At 72.4% G+C, this 15595-nt stretch carries 15 protein-coding genes; 9 read left to right on the plus strand and 6 right to left on the minus strand.

Annotation, left to right across the window (positions count from 1 at the left end; all coding sequences use genetic code 11):
• Positions 1 to 5: 5 nt before the first annotated feature.
• Positions 6 to 746, plus strand: a complete 741-nt coding sequence (locus VMV22_06990) for a dienelactone hydrolase family protein (protein ID HUY22070.1) — start codon at positions 6 to 8, stop codon at positions 744 to 746.
• Between the two features lie 153 nt (positions 747 to 899).
• On the plus strand, positions 900 to 3185 hold the full coding sequence (locus VMV22_06995) for a CocE/NonD family hydrolase (protein ID HUY22071.1): 2286 nt from the start codon (positions 900 to 902) through the stop codon (positions 3183 to 3185).
• On the opposite strand, the gene VMV22_07000 is transcribed toward VMV22_06995, so the two are convergent.
• The 3 genes from VMV22_07000 to VMV22_07010 all read right to left on the minus strand — a co-directional run bounded on the left by VMV22_07000 (position 3182) and on the right by VMV22_07010 (position 7124).
• Positions 3182 to 3382: a ferredoxin gene (locus VMV22_07000; GenBank protein ID HUY22072.1), complete on the minus strand. Its 201-nt coding sequence runs from the start codon at positions 3380 to 3382 to the stop codon at positions 3182 to 3184. The two genes, VMV22_06995 and VMV22_07000, sit on opposite strands and share 4 nt — an antisense overlap.
• On the minus strand, positions 3379 to 4578 hold the full coding sequence (locus VMV22_07005; protein ID HUY22073.1) for a cytochrome P450: 1200 nt from the start codon (positions 4576 to 4578) through the stop codon (positions 3379 to 3381). The genes VMV22_07000 and VMV22_07005 overlap by 4 nt, the downstream gene beginning before the upstream one ends.
• Positions 4579 to 4661: 83 nt before the next feature.
• Positions 4662 to 7124, minus strand: coding sequence for a bifunctional diguanylate cyclase/phosphodiesterase (locus VMV22_07010; GenBank protein ID HUY22074.1), 2463 nt, complete (start codon positions 7122 to 7124; stop codon positions 4662 to 4664).
• A gap of 214 nt (positions 7125 to 7338) precedes the next feature.
• Between VMV22_07010 and VMV22_07015 the strand changes: the two genes are divergently transcribed.
• The 4 genes from VMV22_07015 (at position 7339) to VMV22_07030 (ending at position 9628) form a co-directional block, all read left to right on the plus strand.
• Positions 7339 to 7617, plus strand: a complete 279-nt coding sequence (locus VMV22_07015) for a hypothetical protein (protein ID HUY22075.1) — start codon at positions 7339 to 7341, stop codon at positions 7615 to 7617.
• A gap of 398 nt (positions 7618 to 8015) precedes the next feature.
• Entirely contained in the window at positions 8016 to 8576 is a 561-nt protein-coding gene (locus VMV22_07020; GenBank protein ID HUY22076.1) for a sugar O-acetyltransferase, read from the plus strand.
• A 19-nt stretch (positions 8577 to 8595) separates the two neighbouring features.
• A complete protein-coding gene (locus VMV22_07025; protein ID HUY22077.1) occupies positions 8596 to 9387 on the plus strand; it encodes an SDR family NAD(P)-dependent oxidoreductase in 792 nt (263 codons plus the stop codon).
• A gap of 76 nt (positions 9388 to 9463) precedes the next feature.
• Positions 9464 to 9628, plus strand: a complete 165-nt coding sequence (locus VMV22_07030; GenBank protein HUY22078.1) for a hypothetical protein — start codon at positions 9464 to 9466, stop codon at positions 9626 to 9628.
• 61 nt (positions 9629 to 9689) lie between these two features.
• Here the strand turns inward: VMV22_07030 and VMV22_07035 are convergent, their stop codons facing one another.
• Positions 9690 to 10352, minus strand: a complete 663-nt coding sequence (locus VMV22_07035) for a maleylpyruvate isomerase family mycothiol-dependent enzyme (GenBank protein ID HUY22079.1) — start codon at positions 10350 to 10352, stop codon at positions 9690 to 9692.
• A gap of 58 nt (positions 10353 to 10410) precedes the next feature.
• On the opposite strand from VMV22_07035, the gene VMV22_07040 reads away from it, so the two are divergent.
• From VMV22_07040 to VMV22_07050, 3 genes are all read left to right on the plus strand, one after another.
• Positions 10411 to 11025, plus strand: a complete 615-nt coding sequence (locus VMV22_07040) for a helix-turn-helix domain-containing protein (protein ID HUY22080.1) — start codon at positions 10411 to 10413, stop codon at positions 11023 to 11025.
• 178 nt (positions 11026 to 11203) lie between these two features.
• Positions 11204 to 11578 (plus strand): S-adenosylmethionine decarboxylase, encoded by a 375-nt coding sequence (locus VMV22_07045; GenBank protein ID HUY22081.1) that lies wholly within the window; start codon positions 11204 to 11206, stop codon positions 11576 to 11578.
• A 2-nt stretch (positions 11579 to 11580) separates the two neighbouring features.
• The gene (locus VMV22_07050) at positions 11581 to 12558 is read left to right on the plus strand and encodes a hypothetical protein (GenBank protein ID HUY22082.1); all 978 of its coding nucleotides are present in this window, start codon (positions 11581 to 11583) and stop codon (positions 12556 to 12558) included.
• A 35-nt stretch (positions 12559 to 12593) separates the two neighbouring features.
• Here VMV22_07050 and VMV22_07055 read toward each other — a convergent pair whose 3' ends face one another.
• A complete protein-coding gene (locus VMV22_07055; GenBank protein ID HUY22083.1) occupies positions 12594 to 14849 on the minus strand; it encodes an EAL domain-containing protein in 2256 nt (751 codons plus the stop codon).
• A 263-nt stretch (positions 14850 to 15112) separates the two neighbouring features.
• Complete coding sequence (locus VMV22_07060; GenBank protein ID HUY22084.1) at positions 15113 to 15562, minus strand: hypothetical protein; 450 nt, start codon at positions 15560 to 15562, stop codon at positions 15113 to 15115.
• Positions 15563 to 15595: the final 33 nt, after the last annotated feature.

A 15595-nucleotide genomic window follows, 5' to 3' on the forward strand; every position in this document is an offset into this window, starting at 1 on the left:
CGGCCATGGCCGAGGTGACGATCCAGACAGGACAGGGCGCCATGCCGGGCTACCTGGCGGTACCGACGGGCGACGGGCCCTGGCCCGGTGTCGTCGTCATCCACGACGCCCTGGGCATGGGCAACGACCTGCGGCGTCAGGCCGACTGGCTGGCGGCGGAGGGCTACCTGACGGTGGCCCCCGACCTCTTCTACTGGGGAGGGATGATGGCCTGCCTCCGGACGGTCATGCGCGACGTGCGCAACCGGCGCGGCCGGACCTTCGACGACATCGAGGCGGCGCGCGCGTGGCTGGCCGGCCAGGAGCGCTGCACCGGGACGATCGGCGTCATCGGGTACTGCATGGGCGGCGGGTTCGCCCTGTTGCTCGCCCCCGACCACGGCTTCGCGGCGTCGAGCGTGAACTACGGCGCCGCCCCCAAGGACGCATACACCGAGCGCTTCCTGGCCGGGGCGTGCCCGATCGTCGGGAGCTACGGGGCGAAGGACCGCTCGCTGCGCGGCGCCGCCGGGCGGCTCGAGCAGGCCCTCTCGGCCGTGGGGGTCGACCACGACGTGAAGGAGTACCCCGACGCGGGGCACTCCTTCCTCAACGACCACGACGCCGCCGGCGACCGCACGCCGGCGCTGTTCGTGGTGACCGGGAAGTTCATGGCCGCCGGCTACCACGAGCCCTCCGCCGTCGACGCCCGCCGGCGGATCGTCGAATTCTTCGGCAAGCACCTGAAGGTCCCGACGAGCACCTGAAGGTCCCGGCGCCCGAGCGCGGTGCCCGCGGGGGCGGCCTCGCCACCCGGGTGCCCGTGATCGGCTCCGGGTCCGCACCACGACTACCCTGGCCGAGCGATTCGCGCCGCCCAGGGCGGGTGGCGGGCGCGACGGGGGTGTGCGGTGCGAGGGTTGACCACGACGCGACTCGCGGCTGCACTGCTGGCGGGCGCGGTGGCGCTCGGTGTGACGGGCGTGGGCACCACCGGTGCGTCGGGGGCCTCGGGCCTCGCACCGTTCAAGGGCCACGGGTCGATCGAGGAGGCGTACGTGCTCGGGGCCACACCCGGGGCCCACCTCACCCTGGTGAACGGTGCCGGCTCCACCGTGGGCTCGGGCGTCGTGGACCGCCTCGGGAGCCTCATCGTCCGCAACCTGACGCCCGGCGGCGGGTTCCGGTTCGAGGAGTCGAACGGGAAGCGTCGCGCCACGGCACCGTTCTCGGTCCTGTCGACGAAGTCGACGCCGCCGGCGTCGTTCTACTCGTCGCAGCACCTCGAGGCGGGGTTGAACTACGTGCGCATGCGCGACGGCATCACCATCGCCGCCACGGTGCGCCTCCCGCCGGGCAAGACCCTGGCCGATGGGCCGTTCCCGACGGTGATCGAGTACTCCGGCTACGCCACGGCCGCGCCCCACAGCCTCATCGCCTCGCTCGAGGGCCAGGGCCAAGCGAACGACCCCCTGGTCCCCGACTCCGCCACCATCGTCGGTGGGGCCATCGCCCCCCTGCTCGGCTTCGCCTCGGTCAGCGTGCAGATGCGCGGGACGGGCTGCTCGGGGGGCGCCTTCGACCTTTTCGGGCTGCCCTCGGACTACGACGGTTACGACGTGATCCAGACGGTCGGGGCCCAGCCCTGGGCCCTGCACCACAAGGTGGGCATGGTCGGAATCTCGTACTCGGGCATCTCGCAGCTCGAGGTGGCGGGCACCGACCCGCCCGATCTGGCGGCCATCGCCCCGCTCAGCGCCACCGACGACCTGTTCTCCACCGGCTACCCGGGGGGCATCTACAACAACGGGTTCGCCAAGAGCTGGATCGCCGAGCGCATCCACGACGCCCAGGCCGCACCGCACGGCGGCCAACCGTGGGCCGCGGCCGAGATCGACGCCGGTGACACCACGTGTCTCGCCAACCAGCGCCTGCACTTGGAGGCCCAGAAGCTCGCCGCGCTGGTGGGCCCAGGGCTGGCACGCGACCCCGCGCTGTTCGACCGCCGCTCCCCGGCGGTGTGGGCGTCGCACATCACCGTGCCCGTGTTCCTGGTGGGCGCACTCCAGGACGAGCAGACGGGCCCGCAGTGGCCCGCCCTCATCACCGCCCTGCGCCGCGACAAGAACGTCTACGCCACCATGCTCAACGGGACGCATATCGACTCGCTCGGCCCCGACACGGTCTCGCGCTGGCTCGAGTTCCTCGACATCTTCGTCGCCGGGAGGGTGCCGACACCGGCGCCGTTCCTGTCGCTGCTGGCGCCGGCGGTGTACGCCAACGCCACCGGCGGGGCGGCGTCCATGGCCCCGCCGGCCCTGCGCTTCATGACGGCGTCGTCGGTCAAGGACGCCAAGGCGTCCTTCGCCTCCCAGGACCCCCGGGTCCGGGTGCTCTTCGACAACGGGGGCGGGGACCTGGGCGCCGGGGCGCTCCAGCCCGCCTTCGAGGCCGACTACGCGTCGTGGCCGCCACGCGGGGCCGTCACCCGCTGGTTCCTCGGCGCCGGCGGCACCCTCTCCCCCACCCGCGGCGGCGGCGCCCCCGTGTCGTTCCGACCCGACCCCTCGGTGCGACCGACGACCGACCTGCCGTCGGGGAACGCCTGGGCCGCCCAGCCGCCCTACCGGTGGGCGCCGGTCCCGGCCGCCAACGGCATCGCCTTCGAGACGCCGGCGTTCACGGGCCCCACGACGATCGTGGGGCCCGCCAGCCTCGACCTGTGGCTCGAGTCGGCGGCGCACAGCACCGACCTGCAGGCCACGGTGACCGAGGTGCGCCCGGGCTCGACCGAGGAGGAGTACGTCACCTCGGGGTTCCTGCGCAGCCGCGACCGCACGCTCACCGCCGCGTCGACGACCCTCGACCCCGTGCCGACCTATCGCGGCAAGGACGAGCGGGACCTGCCGGCCGGGCGCTTCACGCTGGTGCGCATCCCGATCGACCCCATCGCGCACACCTTCCGGGCGGGCACCCGGCTACGAGTCGTGATCTCGGCGCCCGGCGGTGACCGGCCGTCGTGGGCGTTCGAGACCCCCGCCACGCACGGGTCGGTGACCGACACGGTGTCGCTCCGCGGCGCCCAGGCGTCGTCGCTCGCCGTCAACGTCGTGAGCGGCGTCGTGCCCACGGCGGCGATGCCCGCCTGCGGGGCCCTGCGGGGGGAGCCGTGCCGCCCCTACGCCGCCCTGGGCAACCAGCACTAGCCGCCGGCGTCCTCCTCGATGGCGAACTCGGGGCAGTTGGCGATGGCCAGTCGGGCTTTGTCCTCCAGGCCCGGAGGCACGGTCCCGTCGCCGACCACCGTGGACAAGCCGTAGTCGTCGATCTCGAAGAGCTCGGGGGCGAGCCCGTAGCAGCGGGCGTGGCCCTGGCACTTGTCGGGGTCGACGCGGATCCTCATGGGAACACGACCGGGAGCAGCCGGGGCCCACGGACCTGGCCGCCCGCCCACGTGACCTCCCGGCCGTCGGCCAGGCGGAACTCGGGGATACGCCGCAGCCATTCCTCCAGCGCGACGCGCAGCTCCATCCGGGCCAGGTTGGAGCCTGCGCACCGGTGGATGCCCGAGCCAAACGCCACGTGGCGGTTGTGGGCCCGGTCCAGCACGACGGTGTCGGCGTCGGGGAACACCTCGGGGTCGCGGTTGGCGGCCGGGAAGTTCATCAGGATCTTGTCGCCGGCGCGCATGGGGCACCCGGCGAACTCCACGTCCGAGGTGACCACGCGGGCCATCGTCACCGGCGAGTAGGCCCGCAGCAGCTCCTCGACGGCGAGCGCCATGACCTCGGGGTCCTCGACCATGCGCGTGCGGTCCGCCGGGTGCGTCGCCAGGTGCCAGAGCGACGAGCCGATGGCGCTCCACGTCGTGTCGACGCCGGCGATGAGCACCAGCGCGGCCGAGCCGAGCACCAGGCTCGTCTCGAGCGGGGCGCCGTCCACCTCGGTGTGCAGGAGTGCGCTCAGCAGGTCCTCCCCGGGATGATCCCGGCGCGTGCCGATCTCCTCGACGAAGTAGTTGAGCAAGCCGTGCACCCCGTGGGCGCGGCGCTCGGGGTCGTCGGCGAACTCGAGCACGTCGCGCACCCACCCGGTGAAGGTGTCTGCCAGGTCGGGGCTCACCCCGAGGATGTGGGCGATCACTCGCACGGGGATCTGCTGGGAGTAGTCGGAGGCGGCGTCCGCCGTGCCGTCGTCGATGAAGCCGTCGATGAGCGACGAGCACAGCGAGCGCGTCATCGCCTCGTAGCCCTCGACGCGGCGATGCGAGAACCACGGCAGGAGCAACCGCCTCGTCCACGTGTGCAGGGGTGGGTCGGCGGAGATGGGCGGGAGCCCGTAGGGGAGGATCGGCTCCTCGGGCTCCTCTCCCTCGAACGGGATGACCGCCACCTCGAGGGAGCTGAAGTGCTCGATGTCGTGCGCGATCGCGGTGACGTCCTCGTAGCGGGTCGGCAGCCACGTGCTGCCCCGCCGGTCGGTGTGAGCGATCGGGCACGTCGTGCGCAGCTCGTCCCACACGCTGAAGGGGTCGGCGACGTACTCGGGGGCGAGGACGTCGAAATCGCTCGCCCACAGGCTGACCGGTGTCCGTGCCACTGCTCTCCCCCTCCGTCACCGCCGCCGGCCGCGACCGGCGTCAGGCGCCAATCATGGCACCATCGCGCCGGGAGGACGGGCGCTCAGCTCTTGGCCCGCAGCTTGGGGGTGACGACCCAGAGCGGAGGCTCCTGGGTGATGTGCGTCCGGAGGAAGATGTCCAGCTGGGTCGGCGACAGGGGTCGTCCGTAGAGGAACCCCTGACCCGTGTCGCACTGCTCGGCCAGGAGCGGGTCGAGCTGTCCCTCCTCCTCGATCCCCTCGGCGATGGTCTCGAGCCCGAGGGTCTTGCCGAACTGCACGAGCGTGTGGATCAGCATCGACGAGTCACGCGTCGTGGCCATCGAGCTGATGAACGACCGGTCGATCTTGAGGATGTCGATCGGGAACTGGCGCAGGTAGGCCAGCGACGAATAGCCCGTGCCGAAGTCGTCGATGGCGATGCGCACGCCGAGCGCCTTCAGAGCGACGAGGCGCTCCACCATGAGCGCCGTGTCGCGCGTGAGCGTGGTCTCGGTGATCTCGATCACCAGGGCGTGCGGGTCGAAGCCCGACGCCGTCAGGGCGTCGCTGACGTCGTTCACCAGCATGTCGGACTCGAGCTGGCACGCCGAGACGTTGACCGACATGGCGATCCGGTAGCCGTTCCCGTGCAGGAGCGATCCCTGCCGGCACGCCTCGCGCAGGACCCACCGCCCCACGGGAACGATCAGCCCGCTCTCCTCGAGCAGGGGGAGGAAGTGGTCGGGCGGGATGACGCGGCGGGTGGGGTGCTGCCAGCGCAGCAGGGCCTCCACGCCGGTGGTGGTGCGGGACTCGATGTCGAAGATGGGCTGGTACCGCAGGAAGAACTGGTTGGCCGCCACCGCCGTGCGCAGCTCGGTCTCGAACGCCAGTCGGCTCTCGATGGCCTGCGGCATGTCCTGCCCGAACAGCGCGAAGCGGGCCTTGCCCGCCGCTTTGGCCTGGGTCAGGGCCGCGTCGGCGTCGCGCAGCAGGTCCTCGGCCTCGATGCGCGGGCCGAGCGCGATCCCGACGCACGCCGTCACGGTGTAGGGGTTGGGGTGGCCCTCCCCCAGGTAGAAGGGCTCTCCCATGACGTCGAGGATCCGCTCCGCCACGAGCTCGGGCCCCGCCGCCAGGGAGGCGCCGTCGGTCAGGACCACGAACTCGTCACCGCCGAGGCGGCCCACGGTGTCCGCCTCGCGCAGCAGCGTGGTGAGGCGGTCGGCGACCGCTCTCAGCAGCTCGTCCGCGGCCTGCCGGCCGTGGAGGTCGTTGAACTTCCGGAAGTCGTCGAGGCCGAGGGCCAGCGCCGCCGAGGGCATCTGGCTGCGACGGCTGCGGACCAGCATCTGCTCGGCGCGGTCGACGACCAGCATGCGGTTGGGCAGGCCGGTGAGCACGTCGTGCATCGCCATGTGGTTCAGCTCGTCGTCCTGGGCCGCCGCCAGCACCAGTGCCCGACGGCGCGAGGCGACGAGCGACCGCAGCACGAAGAAGAGGAGCAGCGTGCCGAGGACCACCGCGCCGGCGACGGCCAGACCCTGCATGCGGCCCGTGGCCCATCCGGTGACGGCCGGACGGCGCACGGTCACCTTCCACAGCCCGTCGGCCGGGGCGGGGATGGTGGCGGTGAGGCCGGCGGCCTTGCCCGTGGTGTCGTGGGTGGCGACGACGAGCGGCGCCGTCCCGGGCGTCTGCCGGGCCAGCACGACCTGGAAGTCGCGATGCGATCCCACCGCGGCGGTGAGGATCCTGCCGGTGTCGAAGATGCCGGCCACCCACCCCTCGAAGGCGGCACGCCGGGCCGTCACGGTCGTCGGGGTGGACGGGCTGTTGTACTGCGGGGTGAAGACCACGATCGCCGACCCGAGCGCCTGGTCGATCGACTTCAGGCTCTCGACCTGCGTGCCCGGCGCGGCGCCCCCCGAGGGGTGCAGGCCGAGCAGGGCGCTCTCGTCGGGAACGAGGACGCGGGCCACGGAGGGCTGGCCCGAGTCGCGCGCCGCCGTCAGCGCACCGGCCGCCGCCGTCGCGCACCAGTCGAGCCCGGGGGGCATGGCGGCGTCACCGGCGCTCTGCACCGCACTGCTCAGGGCCAGGAGCCGGGTGAAGCAGTATGGGGCCCGCGCCGAGGCCGGGGTGACGGCGAACGGCCCGTCTGCCTCGAGCGCGCTGGTGGGATCGGCCGCCATCGCCAACAGGAAGTAGTAGAGCTCGGCGTGGGACACCGTCTGGATATAGGCGGTCCCCAGGGCGTCGGGGTGCCGCGAGGAGGTGAGCGCCGAGAACCACCGGGCCAGCCCGGCGTTGGTCATCAGCGGGTTCTGCTCGATGACGGCACGCGTCGTGACCGTGAGGTCCGCGTCGCGCTTGATTGCGGTGGTCACGGCGGCGGCCACCGTGGACGCCTGGTGGTGGAAGGTCTGTCGGGTCTGTCGGTCGACGGTGCGACTCCACTGCCAACCGGCGCCGGCGGCCGTCGCCAGCCCGATCACGAGGAACAACGCCAGCAGTGCCCGCGCCGTGCCGCGCCGCGGCAACCGGACGCCGCCGGGCTGCTCCTCGTCCTGTCGGACGCGCCCGGGCCCACCGGGCTCTGGCTCCCGCTCTGGCTCTGGCTCTGGCTCTGCCGCCGGGATCGACGCCGCCGGTGTGGGCCCGGCGCCGTCAGCGCCCTCGAACGGGACCACAGCCTTCGGCGCGGGCTCCGGCTGGGGTGGGTGCGAGGCCTCGAGCCCGGGGGTCGAGTCGGGCGTGCGCATCGCCTCGGACCCACCTGTCGCCGTGGACGAGGCGGTCGCCTGGGCCCTGGCCCTGGCCCTGGCCCCGGCCACGAACCTGCGCACTGCGTTGGACGCGTCGGTCGAGCCGGTCGAGCCGGTCGAGCCGGTCGAGTCCGGTGCGTGGGTGACGGCCGTACTGCCGGCGTCCTCGGACGTACCGGCCCCGGAGGGGTCGATGGCCTCGCGCGATGCGTTCACGAAAAGGGTGCTGGCGCCCGCCGGGTGCCCGGCCTCGGCGACGGTGTCATGAGGGCTCTGTGCCGCTACCGCGAAGAACGTGTCCTCCGACCCTGGCGTAGGGGTCGCTCCGGGCGCGTCGGGAACATCGGACTTGCGGCGTGACCACATGGCAGGAACATCGACACAAGCTGCCGCCGCCATTAGCCCCCACGTCAAGAGACCCGACACGGCCACGGGGGCAGTCCTGGGAGTGCGGTCGCCGGACGGCCCGCACCGTCGCCGACCCGGCCCGGGAACCAGCCGGCGCGGACGCCGCCACCTCCCCGTTGTGTATCGGCACGGGGACGCCCCGACTTGAGCGGTTTCCCGATATTTCTCTCTCGGAAGGGTGAAAGGCCCCTGACCTGGGGTTCTGGCCGGAGTAGCGCCTGCGTCCCCGGCCCGGCCCCGGATAGCGTGAGGTCGGCCGTGGAACGCGAAGAGGACAAGATGCTGGCGGGAGCGCCCTACCGCGCCGCCGACCCCGAGCTCGTGGCCAAGCGCGCCCGGGCCCGCCTGCTGGCGCGACGGCTGTCGGAAGGCGACGACGTCCTGCTGGAGCTGCTGGGCGCCGTGGGCAGCGGGGTGGAGATCGTGCCGCCGTTCTTCTGCGACTACGGCAGGAACATCTATGTGGGGTCTCGGGTGTTCCTCAACACCAACTGCGTGATCCTCGACTGCGCCCGCGTCGAGATCGGCGACGACGTGCAGATCGGCCCGGGCGTCCACCTCTATGCCGCCACGCACCCCCTCGACGCGACGGAGCGCCGGAGCGGTCTCGAGCGCGCCGCGCCCGTGACCATCGGGCCCGACGTGTGGATCGGGGGCGGGACGGTGGTGTGCCCCGGCGTGGTCATCGGGGACGGGACGACGATCGGCGCGGGCAGTGTGGTGGTGCGCGACGTGCCCGCCGGTGTCGTCGCCGCCGGCAACCCGTGCCGAGTGCTCCGGACGCTCGACGCCGGGGATCGCCACGGCACGGGCGCCTGATCGGGGAAGGGAGCGCACCATGGCCGGATCGGCGATCGTGACCGGCGCGTCGTCGGGGATCGGTGCGGCCTATGCCCGACGGCTGGCCGCCGACGGCTGGGACCTCGTCCTGACGGCGAGGCGGTCAGAGCGCCTCGACGCCCTGGCGGACGAGCTCGGCACCGCGCACGGCGTGCGGGTGCGGCCGGTCACCGCCGACCTCGGCGACGCCGACGACGTCGACGTGCTGTGCGCCGTCGTCGAGGAGCGCGCCCCGGACATGCTCGTCAACAACGCCGGCCTGGCGCACTACATGCCGTTCGGCGAGCTCCCGGCGGCGCGGGCACGCGAGCTCGTCGACGTCAACGCACTGGCCCCCGTCCTGCTCAGCCGGGCCGCGGTCCCGGGCATGCTGGCGCGTGGCCACGGGGCGATCGTCAACGTGGCGTCCCTGCTGGCGTTCAGCGCGGCGGCCGACGCGCCGCACCTGCCCCAGCGGGCGGTGTACGCGGCCACCAAGTCGTTCCTGGTCACGTTCAGCCGGATCCTGGCGGCGGAGGTGCGACCCGGCGGCGTCGACGTCCAGGTCGTCTGTCCCGGCGTCGTGCGCTCCGAGTTCCACAGCCGCCAGGGCCTCGACCTGAGCCAGGTCCCGCGCATGGAGCCCGACGCCGTCGTCGCCGCCAGCCTGGCCGACCTGGCGGCGGGCGTGGTGGTGTCGATCCCCGGGTTGGCGGGGCCGGGCCCGCTCGAGCACCTCGACGCCGCCGGTGCCGAGCTCCTGGGCGCCTCCCGGGCGACGGAGCTCCCCGACCGCTACCGGCGCCCGTAGAGGGGCGGGTACCGGCGCGTCGGCGCGCGCCGCGGCCCGCGGTGGCGGCGCCCCCGCGGACCGCTACCGTGCAGCCATGGGGTGCCTCGTCCTGGTCTTTCTTCTGCTGGCCCTCGTCTTCGCCGGCGCGGGGTTCGCCGTCCACCTGTTGTGGATCGCAGCCCTTGTGTTCTTCGTGTGCTGGCTGGCCGGGTTCGCCTTCGCCCGGGGCCAGCGCCACGGGGGCGGCCGACGCCGCTGAGGCGTGCGGCGTGCGGCGCCCCGTCGCCGGGGGCGCGCACCGCACCGCACCGCACCGCGTGTCACGCGTAGATGTCGATCGGGCCCTCCGGGCCCAGCGCCGCCGGGTCGGCGCGGCCCGTGGCGACCAGCACGAACTGCAGGGCGTCCCCGGAGTGCGTGGCGCCGCCGGCATTCACCTCGACCTCCTCGACGCCGTCGAAGGCGAGCGTCGCCGGCCCCCACCCCAGCTTCCCGAGCTCGAAGGCGACGTGGTGAACGCTCGCCCGCAGGCCCGTCCCGCGCAGAGACGGGCGGCCGAGCGCGGCGCGGATGTCGTCGGCGTGGAGGTAGGTGTCGAACCACAGGGCCTCGACCCCCTGGCCCAAGGTGCCGTCGTAGCCGCCGGGTGCAGCCAGCTCCCAGGTGGTGTCGTCGAAGACGGCGGCCAGGTCGGCAGCCTGCTTGGTGACGCTGTCCAGCTCGTCGGCCAGCTCACCGGATGTGCGGCCCTTGCGCTCGGCGACCTCGCGGGCAGTGACCTCGGGCGAGCCGAGGCCCTCCATCTGCCCCGACACCACGTCGGCGATCGACCCGACGACATGCGCGGCGACGTCGCAGACCGCCCACCCTTCGCAGCGGGTCGGGGCCGCCCACGACTCCGCGTCGAGCGGGCGGATGAGGTCCCCGAAGGACTCCAGCTCGGTCACGAGTCCCGATGTCACCTCGGTACGGGGCAGCGTCATGGGTTCCCTCCTGGGATCACTTACATGCAGGTTACCCGCATTTATACTGAGAGGCAGGATGGATGTCAACGGGGAGCCCACGGCGGCACACCGGCGGCGCAGCCAGGCCGAGCGTCGGGCGGCCACCCGCCGGGCCCTCCTCGACGCGGGGCGGCAGCTGTTCGCCGAGCGCGGCTTCGCCGGGGCCGGCCAGGAGGAGATCGTCGAGCGTGCCGGAGTGACGCGCGGCGCGCTCTCGCATCACTTCGGCACCAAGCAGGGGCTGTTCCACGCCGTCGTGGAGTCGGTCGAGCGCGACCTCACCGAGCGGATCGCCGTCGCCGCCATGCAGGGGGACACCCCCGTCGAGCACCTCCGGTCCGGATGCCTGGCGTTCCTCGACGCCGCGCTCGATCCCGCCGTGCGCCGCATCGTGCTGCTCGACGCCCCGGCGGTGCTCGGGTGGCAGGCGTGGCGCGACATGGACACCGTGTACGGCCTGGGCCTCGTGTCCGAGGCGCTCGAGCAGTGCATGGACGCCGGGCTCATCCCCCGCCGCCAGGTCCAACCGCTGGCGCACCTCCTCCTGGCCGCGCTCAACGAAGCCGCCATGCTCGTGGCGAACGCGGACGACCCGGTGCAGACGCGCGCCCTCGTCGGCACGGAGGTCGAGCACCTCCTGGCGACGCTCTGACGCGCGTCGGCGACGCGCGTCGCGTGCCTGGTCGCGGGCATACCCTCCCGGGACACGTCGATGCCGAGCCGACTTTCACATCAGCCTCTCCAACCACACTGTGCGCTAAGTCGTCACCCTATGTGAGAGGCCGAACGCCCCTTGCCCATTTCCGTCGGCAATCCGTACGCTTTTCCCCATGGGACTCCCCTCGTCGGTCTTCGCCCACGCCATGCCCGACCTCGCGCCGATGATCTGCCGGCAGCGGCTGGTCATCGAGGGAACCTGCGCCGACCCCATCTCCGACGGCGCCATCCAGCGGTACCTGATGGGGCTGTCCGAGGTGTGCGACATGACGGTCCTCCTCGAACCGGTCACCCACCGCTCGGACCGCTTCGGGTGGGCCGGCTGGATCCACTGGGAGAACTCCGGGGCACACCTCTACGCCTGGGACACGCCCGTGCTGTTCTTCAGCGTCGACGTGTACACGTGCAAGCCCTTCGACATGCCGCGCGCCGTGGAGTACACCCGCGAGTTCTTCGGCGCCCACCGGATCGTCGCCAAGGCGTTCTGACGATGGTCGCCCACCCCGCCGTGCGCACCGGGCCCGGCGTCGCCCTCCACCCTGACGTGCGCGACGACGTGCGCGACGACGTGCGGGGCGACGTGCGCGACGACGTGCTCGACGACCTCGGCGCGGGGCGGCGCCACGAGCGAGTGGGCACCGGGTGCGCCGCACCGCTCGACGACATGGACGATGCGCACGATGCGCACGATGCGCACGATGCGCGGACGTCGGAACCGGGCGAGGGCGACCTACGACGGTTGGCACGCCGGGTGGCCGCCCCCGGGGCGACCGCACCGCTCGGGGTCTACCTGTTCCGCTCCGCCGACCCCGGCGCCGAGCTCGCCCGGCATGTCGAGCGTGTCGTGTTCCTGGAGACCTTCGGCAACACCGCCGAGCTCCTCGCCAAGGAGTACGGGCCCTACGAGGACTCGAGCATCTTCTTCTGCGTCATCGACCACCGCCGCATGGTGCCGGCCGGCACCATGCGGGTGCTGCTGCCGTCGAAGGCCGGGTTCAAGTCGTCCGACGACGTGGAGCCGCTGTGGGGGGAACCGCTCCGGGACATGGCGACGCGCACCGGCCTCGACATCGACCTGGCGAGGACGTGGGACATCGCCACCCTGGCCGTCGCCCCCGACTACCGGGGGAAGGCGACGATGGGCCTGGTGAGCATGGGCCTGTACCAGGCCCTGGCGCTCGCCACCCCGCCGTGCGGCATCGAATGGCTGGTGGCCATCCTCGACGTGCCGGTGTTCCGGATGATCCGCTGGAAGCTGCGCATGCCCATGGCCGGCTTCAAGGATGTCCCCGCGCAGCCCTACCTGGGGTCACCGGCGAGCATGCCCGTGTGGTGCAACGTGTCGGACACCGAGCGCCGCATCGCCGCCTCGGACCCCGCCCTGCACGCGCTCTACTTCAAGGGCGTCGGGCTGGAGCCCGCCGTCCGGCCGCTCGACGTCAGCACCGCCGTCGACCTCGTCGCCTGACGGAGCCGCTCGACGGCGCGTTGGCCGGCTGGTGGCTAGGACGCCGACCCTTGCAGGACGTCGTTGCCCTGCTTCCACAGCGTGTTGACCACGTACGGCAGCTGCTCGGCCCGCACCGGCCTCGAGAACAGGTATCCCTGCACGGCGTCGCAGCCCAACTCCACCAGCCGCTGCGCCTGCGAGGGGGTCTCGACACCTTCGGCGATGGTGGAGATGCCCAGCGCGTGCGCCATGGCGACGACGGCCGCGATGAGCGTGGCGTCGGAGCTGTCCTCGTCGTTGAGACTGTCCACGAACGACTTGTCGATCTTGAGGCTCGTCACCGGGAACCGCTTCAGGTAGGCGAGCGACGAGTACTCGGTGCCGAAGTCGTCGATGGCCAGGCGGACGCCGAGTTGGCGGAGGTCGGTGAGGACCACCGCCGCGGCCATGGGCTCTTCCATCACGACCGACTCGGTGAGCTCGAGGCACAGGGCGCTGCCCTCGAGCCCGTGGCTCTCGAGCGCGGTCCGCACCCGCCGGACCAACTTCTCGTCGTGGAGCTGTGCGGCCGAGAGGTTGACGGCCACGTAGAGGTCCTCCAACCCGGGCGCCTGGTGGCGCCACGAGGCCAGCTGCCGGACGGCCTCCTCGAGCACCCACTCCCCGATGCCCATGATCAGCCCGCTCTCCTCGGCCAGCGGGATGAACTTCAGCGGCGGGATGACCCCCAGGGTCGGATGGGCCCAGCGGACGAGCGCCTCGACCCCCTCGATCGGGCCGTGGGGGATCCGGACGATGGGCTGGTACACGAGATGCAGCTGCCCGAGCTCGACGGCGCGGCGGAGGTCGTGCTCCAGCTCGACGCGTTCGGACACCTTCGTCCGCATCGACTCGTCGAACACCGCCACGGCGTCGCGGCCGGCGTCCTTGGCCTGGTACATGGCGGTGTCGGCGTCGCGCACGAGGATCTCGGCATCGGCCTCGGGGTCGTCGCCCGACGCGAAGGCGAGGCCGATGCTGGCGGAGACGTAGAACTCCATCTCGTTCACGACGAACGGGGCCCGCAGGCACGAACGCAGCCGGTTGGCCAGCTCGAGCGCCTGGGAGACGCCGACCACCTCGCCGAGCACGATCATGAACTCGTCGCCGCCGATGCGCGTGACGAGGTCGGTCGGCCGCACGTGCTCCTGCAGGCGGCGCGCCACGGCGACGAGCAGCTCGTCGCCGTGCGTGTGGCCGAGGGTGTCGTTGACGAGCTTGAAACGGTCGAGGTCGAGGAAGAGCAGCGCCACGTGGGTCTCGTCGACCGAGGCCCGGCGCAGCACGTGCTTGAGGTGCTCCTGCATCATCCGCCGGTTCGGCAGCCCCGTCAGGCTGTCGTGCATGGCCTGGTAGGCGAGGCGGGCCTCGGAGCGCTCGGCGAGGTGCAGCGCCTGGACGATGCGCATCACCGCTGCGGCGGTCAGCATGATGATGATGAGGAACAGCGCCACCCGGTCGCGGATGGAGCTGTAGGGGTGCTGGAGCGTGAGCACCGCGGGGACGAGCAGCCCCACCGCCACCAGGATGATGCGGCCCGGCGACGACGCCTGGGGACGGTGCCCGGCGGACTCGGTGAGGGCGCGCATCGAGGGGTGCAACGCCATGGAGCCGGTCGCCACGAAGGCGAGGCCGTAGGGCAGGTCCAGGAACCTGCCGGCCACGTTCACGAGGTCGATGTCGGCGAACATGTAGAGCGTGTCGCCGGCGAACATGCACGTCATGGCGGCAAGCAGGAACCAGTACGACGGGACCCGCTCCTGTTCGGGGCTGAAGGCGATCCGGACGGTGACGACGACCAGGAAGATCGACATCGCGGGGTAGCACACGAGCACCAGGCGCACCGCCATCGGCACCTGGCGGTGCAACAGCACGGGGTCGATGACGTACACCCATGCCACAGCCAGGATCGCCAGCGCGGCGATCACGCCGTCGAGCACGACGCCGAAGTGGCGCTGCCGGCCCTGGTGCCGGGCGCGCGAGAAGCCGAGCAGGCCGGCTGCACCCAGCGCGTAGCCGGGCAGGGCGACGAGGTCGGGGACGAGCGACCGGCTCGAGGAGAGGTTGCCGAGGGTGTGGAGGTCCATGCGGGCGGCGCCGCCGACGAGGAAGAGACCCACCGATGCGGCGATCGCCCACCAGGGCCAGGGCAGGGCCGGGTGGTTGTGGCGGACCGACAGGACCAGGGCGAGCAGGGTGGCCGCCCCCAGGGCGAACACCGAGGTGGGCTCCGCCGCGCCGAGAAGCCCGGTGGAGCCGAGGAGGAGCACGACGAGCCCCCCGCCCAGGAACCATCGCCACGCCGCCGGGCGCCACGGGTCCGGTGCGCGGGTGCGTCTGGAGGTCGGGGCGTCGCCGGCCTCCGGTAAAGCCGCTCCCCCGGGAATCACTCTTAGTGCCGGCGCATGTGGCATCAGTGGGAATATTGCCACGTTGACACGGTATTACAAGAGAAACTCGGCACTATCACTGCTTGTAGTGGGTAGATAACCGTGCAGAGTGGCAATTTCCTGCCGGCGGCCTCGCCTTCAGGTCAACCGCCGAGGGCGGCGCAGATGGAGGTCGTCGAGCCGGTGGTGCGGCCGAGGAGCCCATCGGGGGCGAGATAGGCCGTCCCGTTCACCCAGAATGGTCCCCCACCAGGGGAGATCTGCACGGACTGGCCCGTCACCACTGTGCCCTCCCCGCCTGCCGGAGCGCCCTGGCGCCGGTAGCGGGTGACGAACCGGGTCGAGCGGTGGTCGGCCGCGGTGACGAGCACCTGCCCGGACACCCACCCCGGCCCGCCGGGGCCCGAGGAGTGGGCCCGGGAGCGAGACGACGAGCGCAGCGTCAGGACGAGGCCGCTGCCGGGGCACACGACGGCCTGGGTCTTCGATCCCACCGTGGACGCCGAGGCTCCGGAGACGCCCGACACCGCTCCGACCACGACACCGACGGTCAACACGGCCAACGAGACACCCGAGGCGGCGAGGCGGCACATGCCACCCATAGTGGGCGCCTCATCTCAGCCAGA

It is taken from the genome of Acidimicrobiales bacterium (assembly GCA_035531755.1).
In the GTDB taxonomy this organism is placed as follows: Bacteria; Actinomycetota; Acidimicrobiia; order Acidimicrobiales; family UBA8190; genus DATKSK01.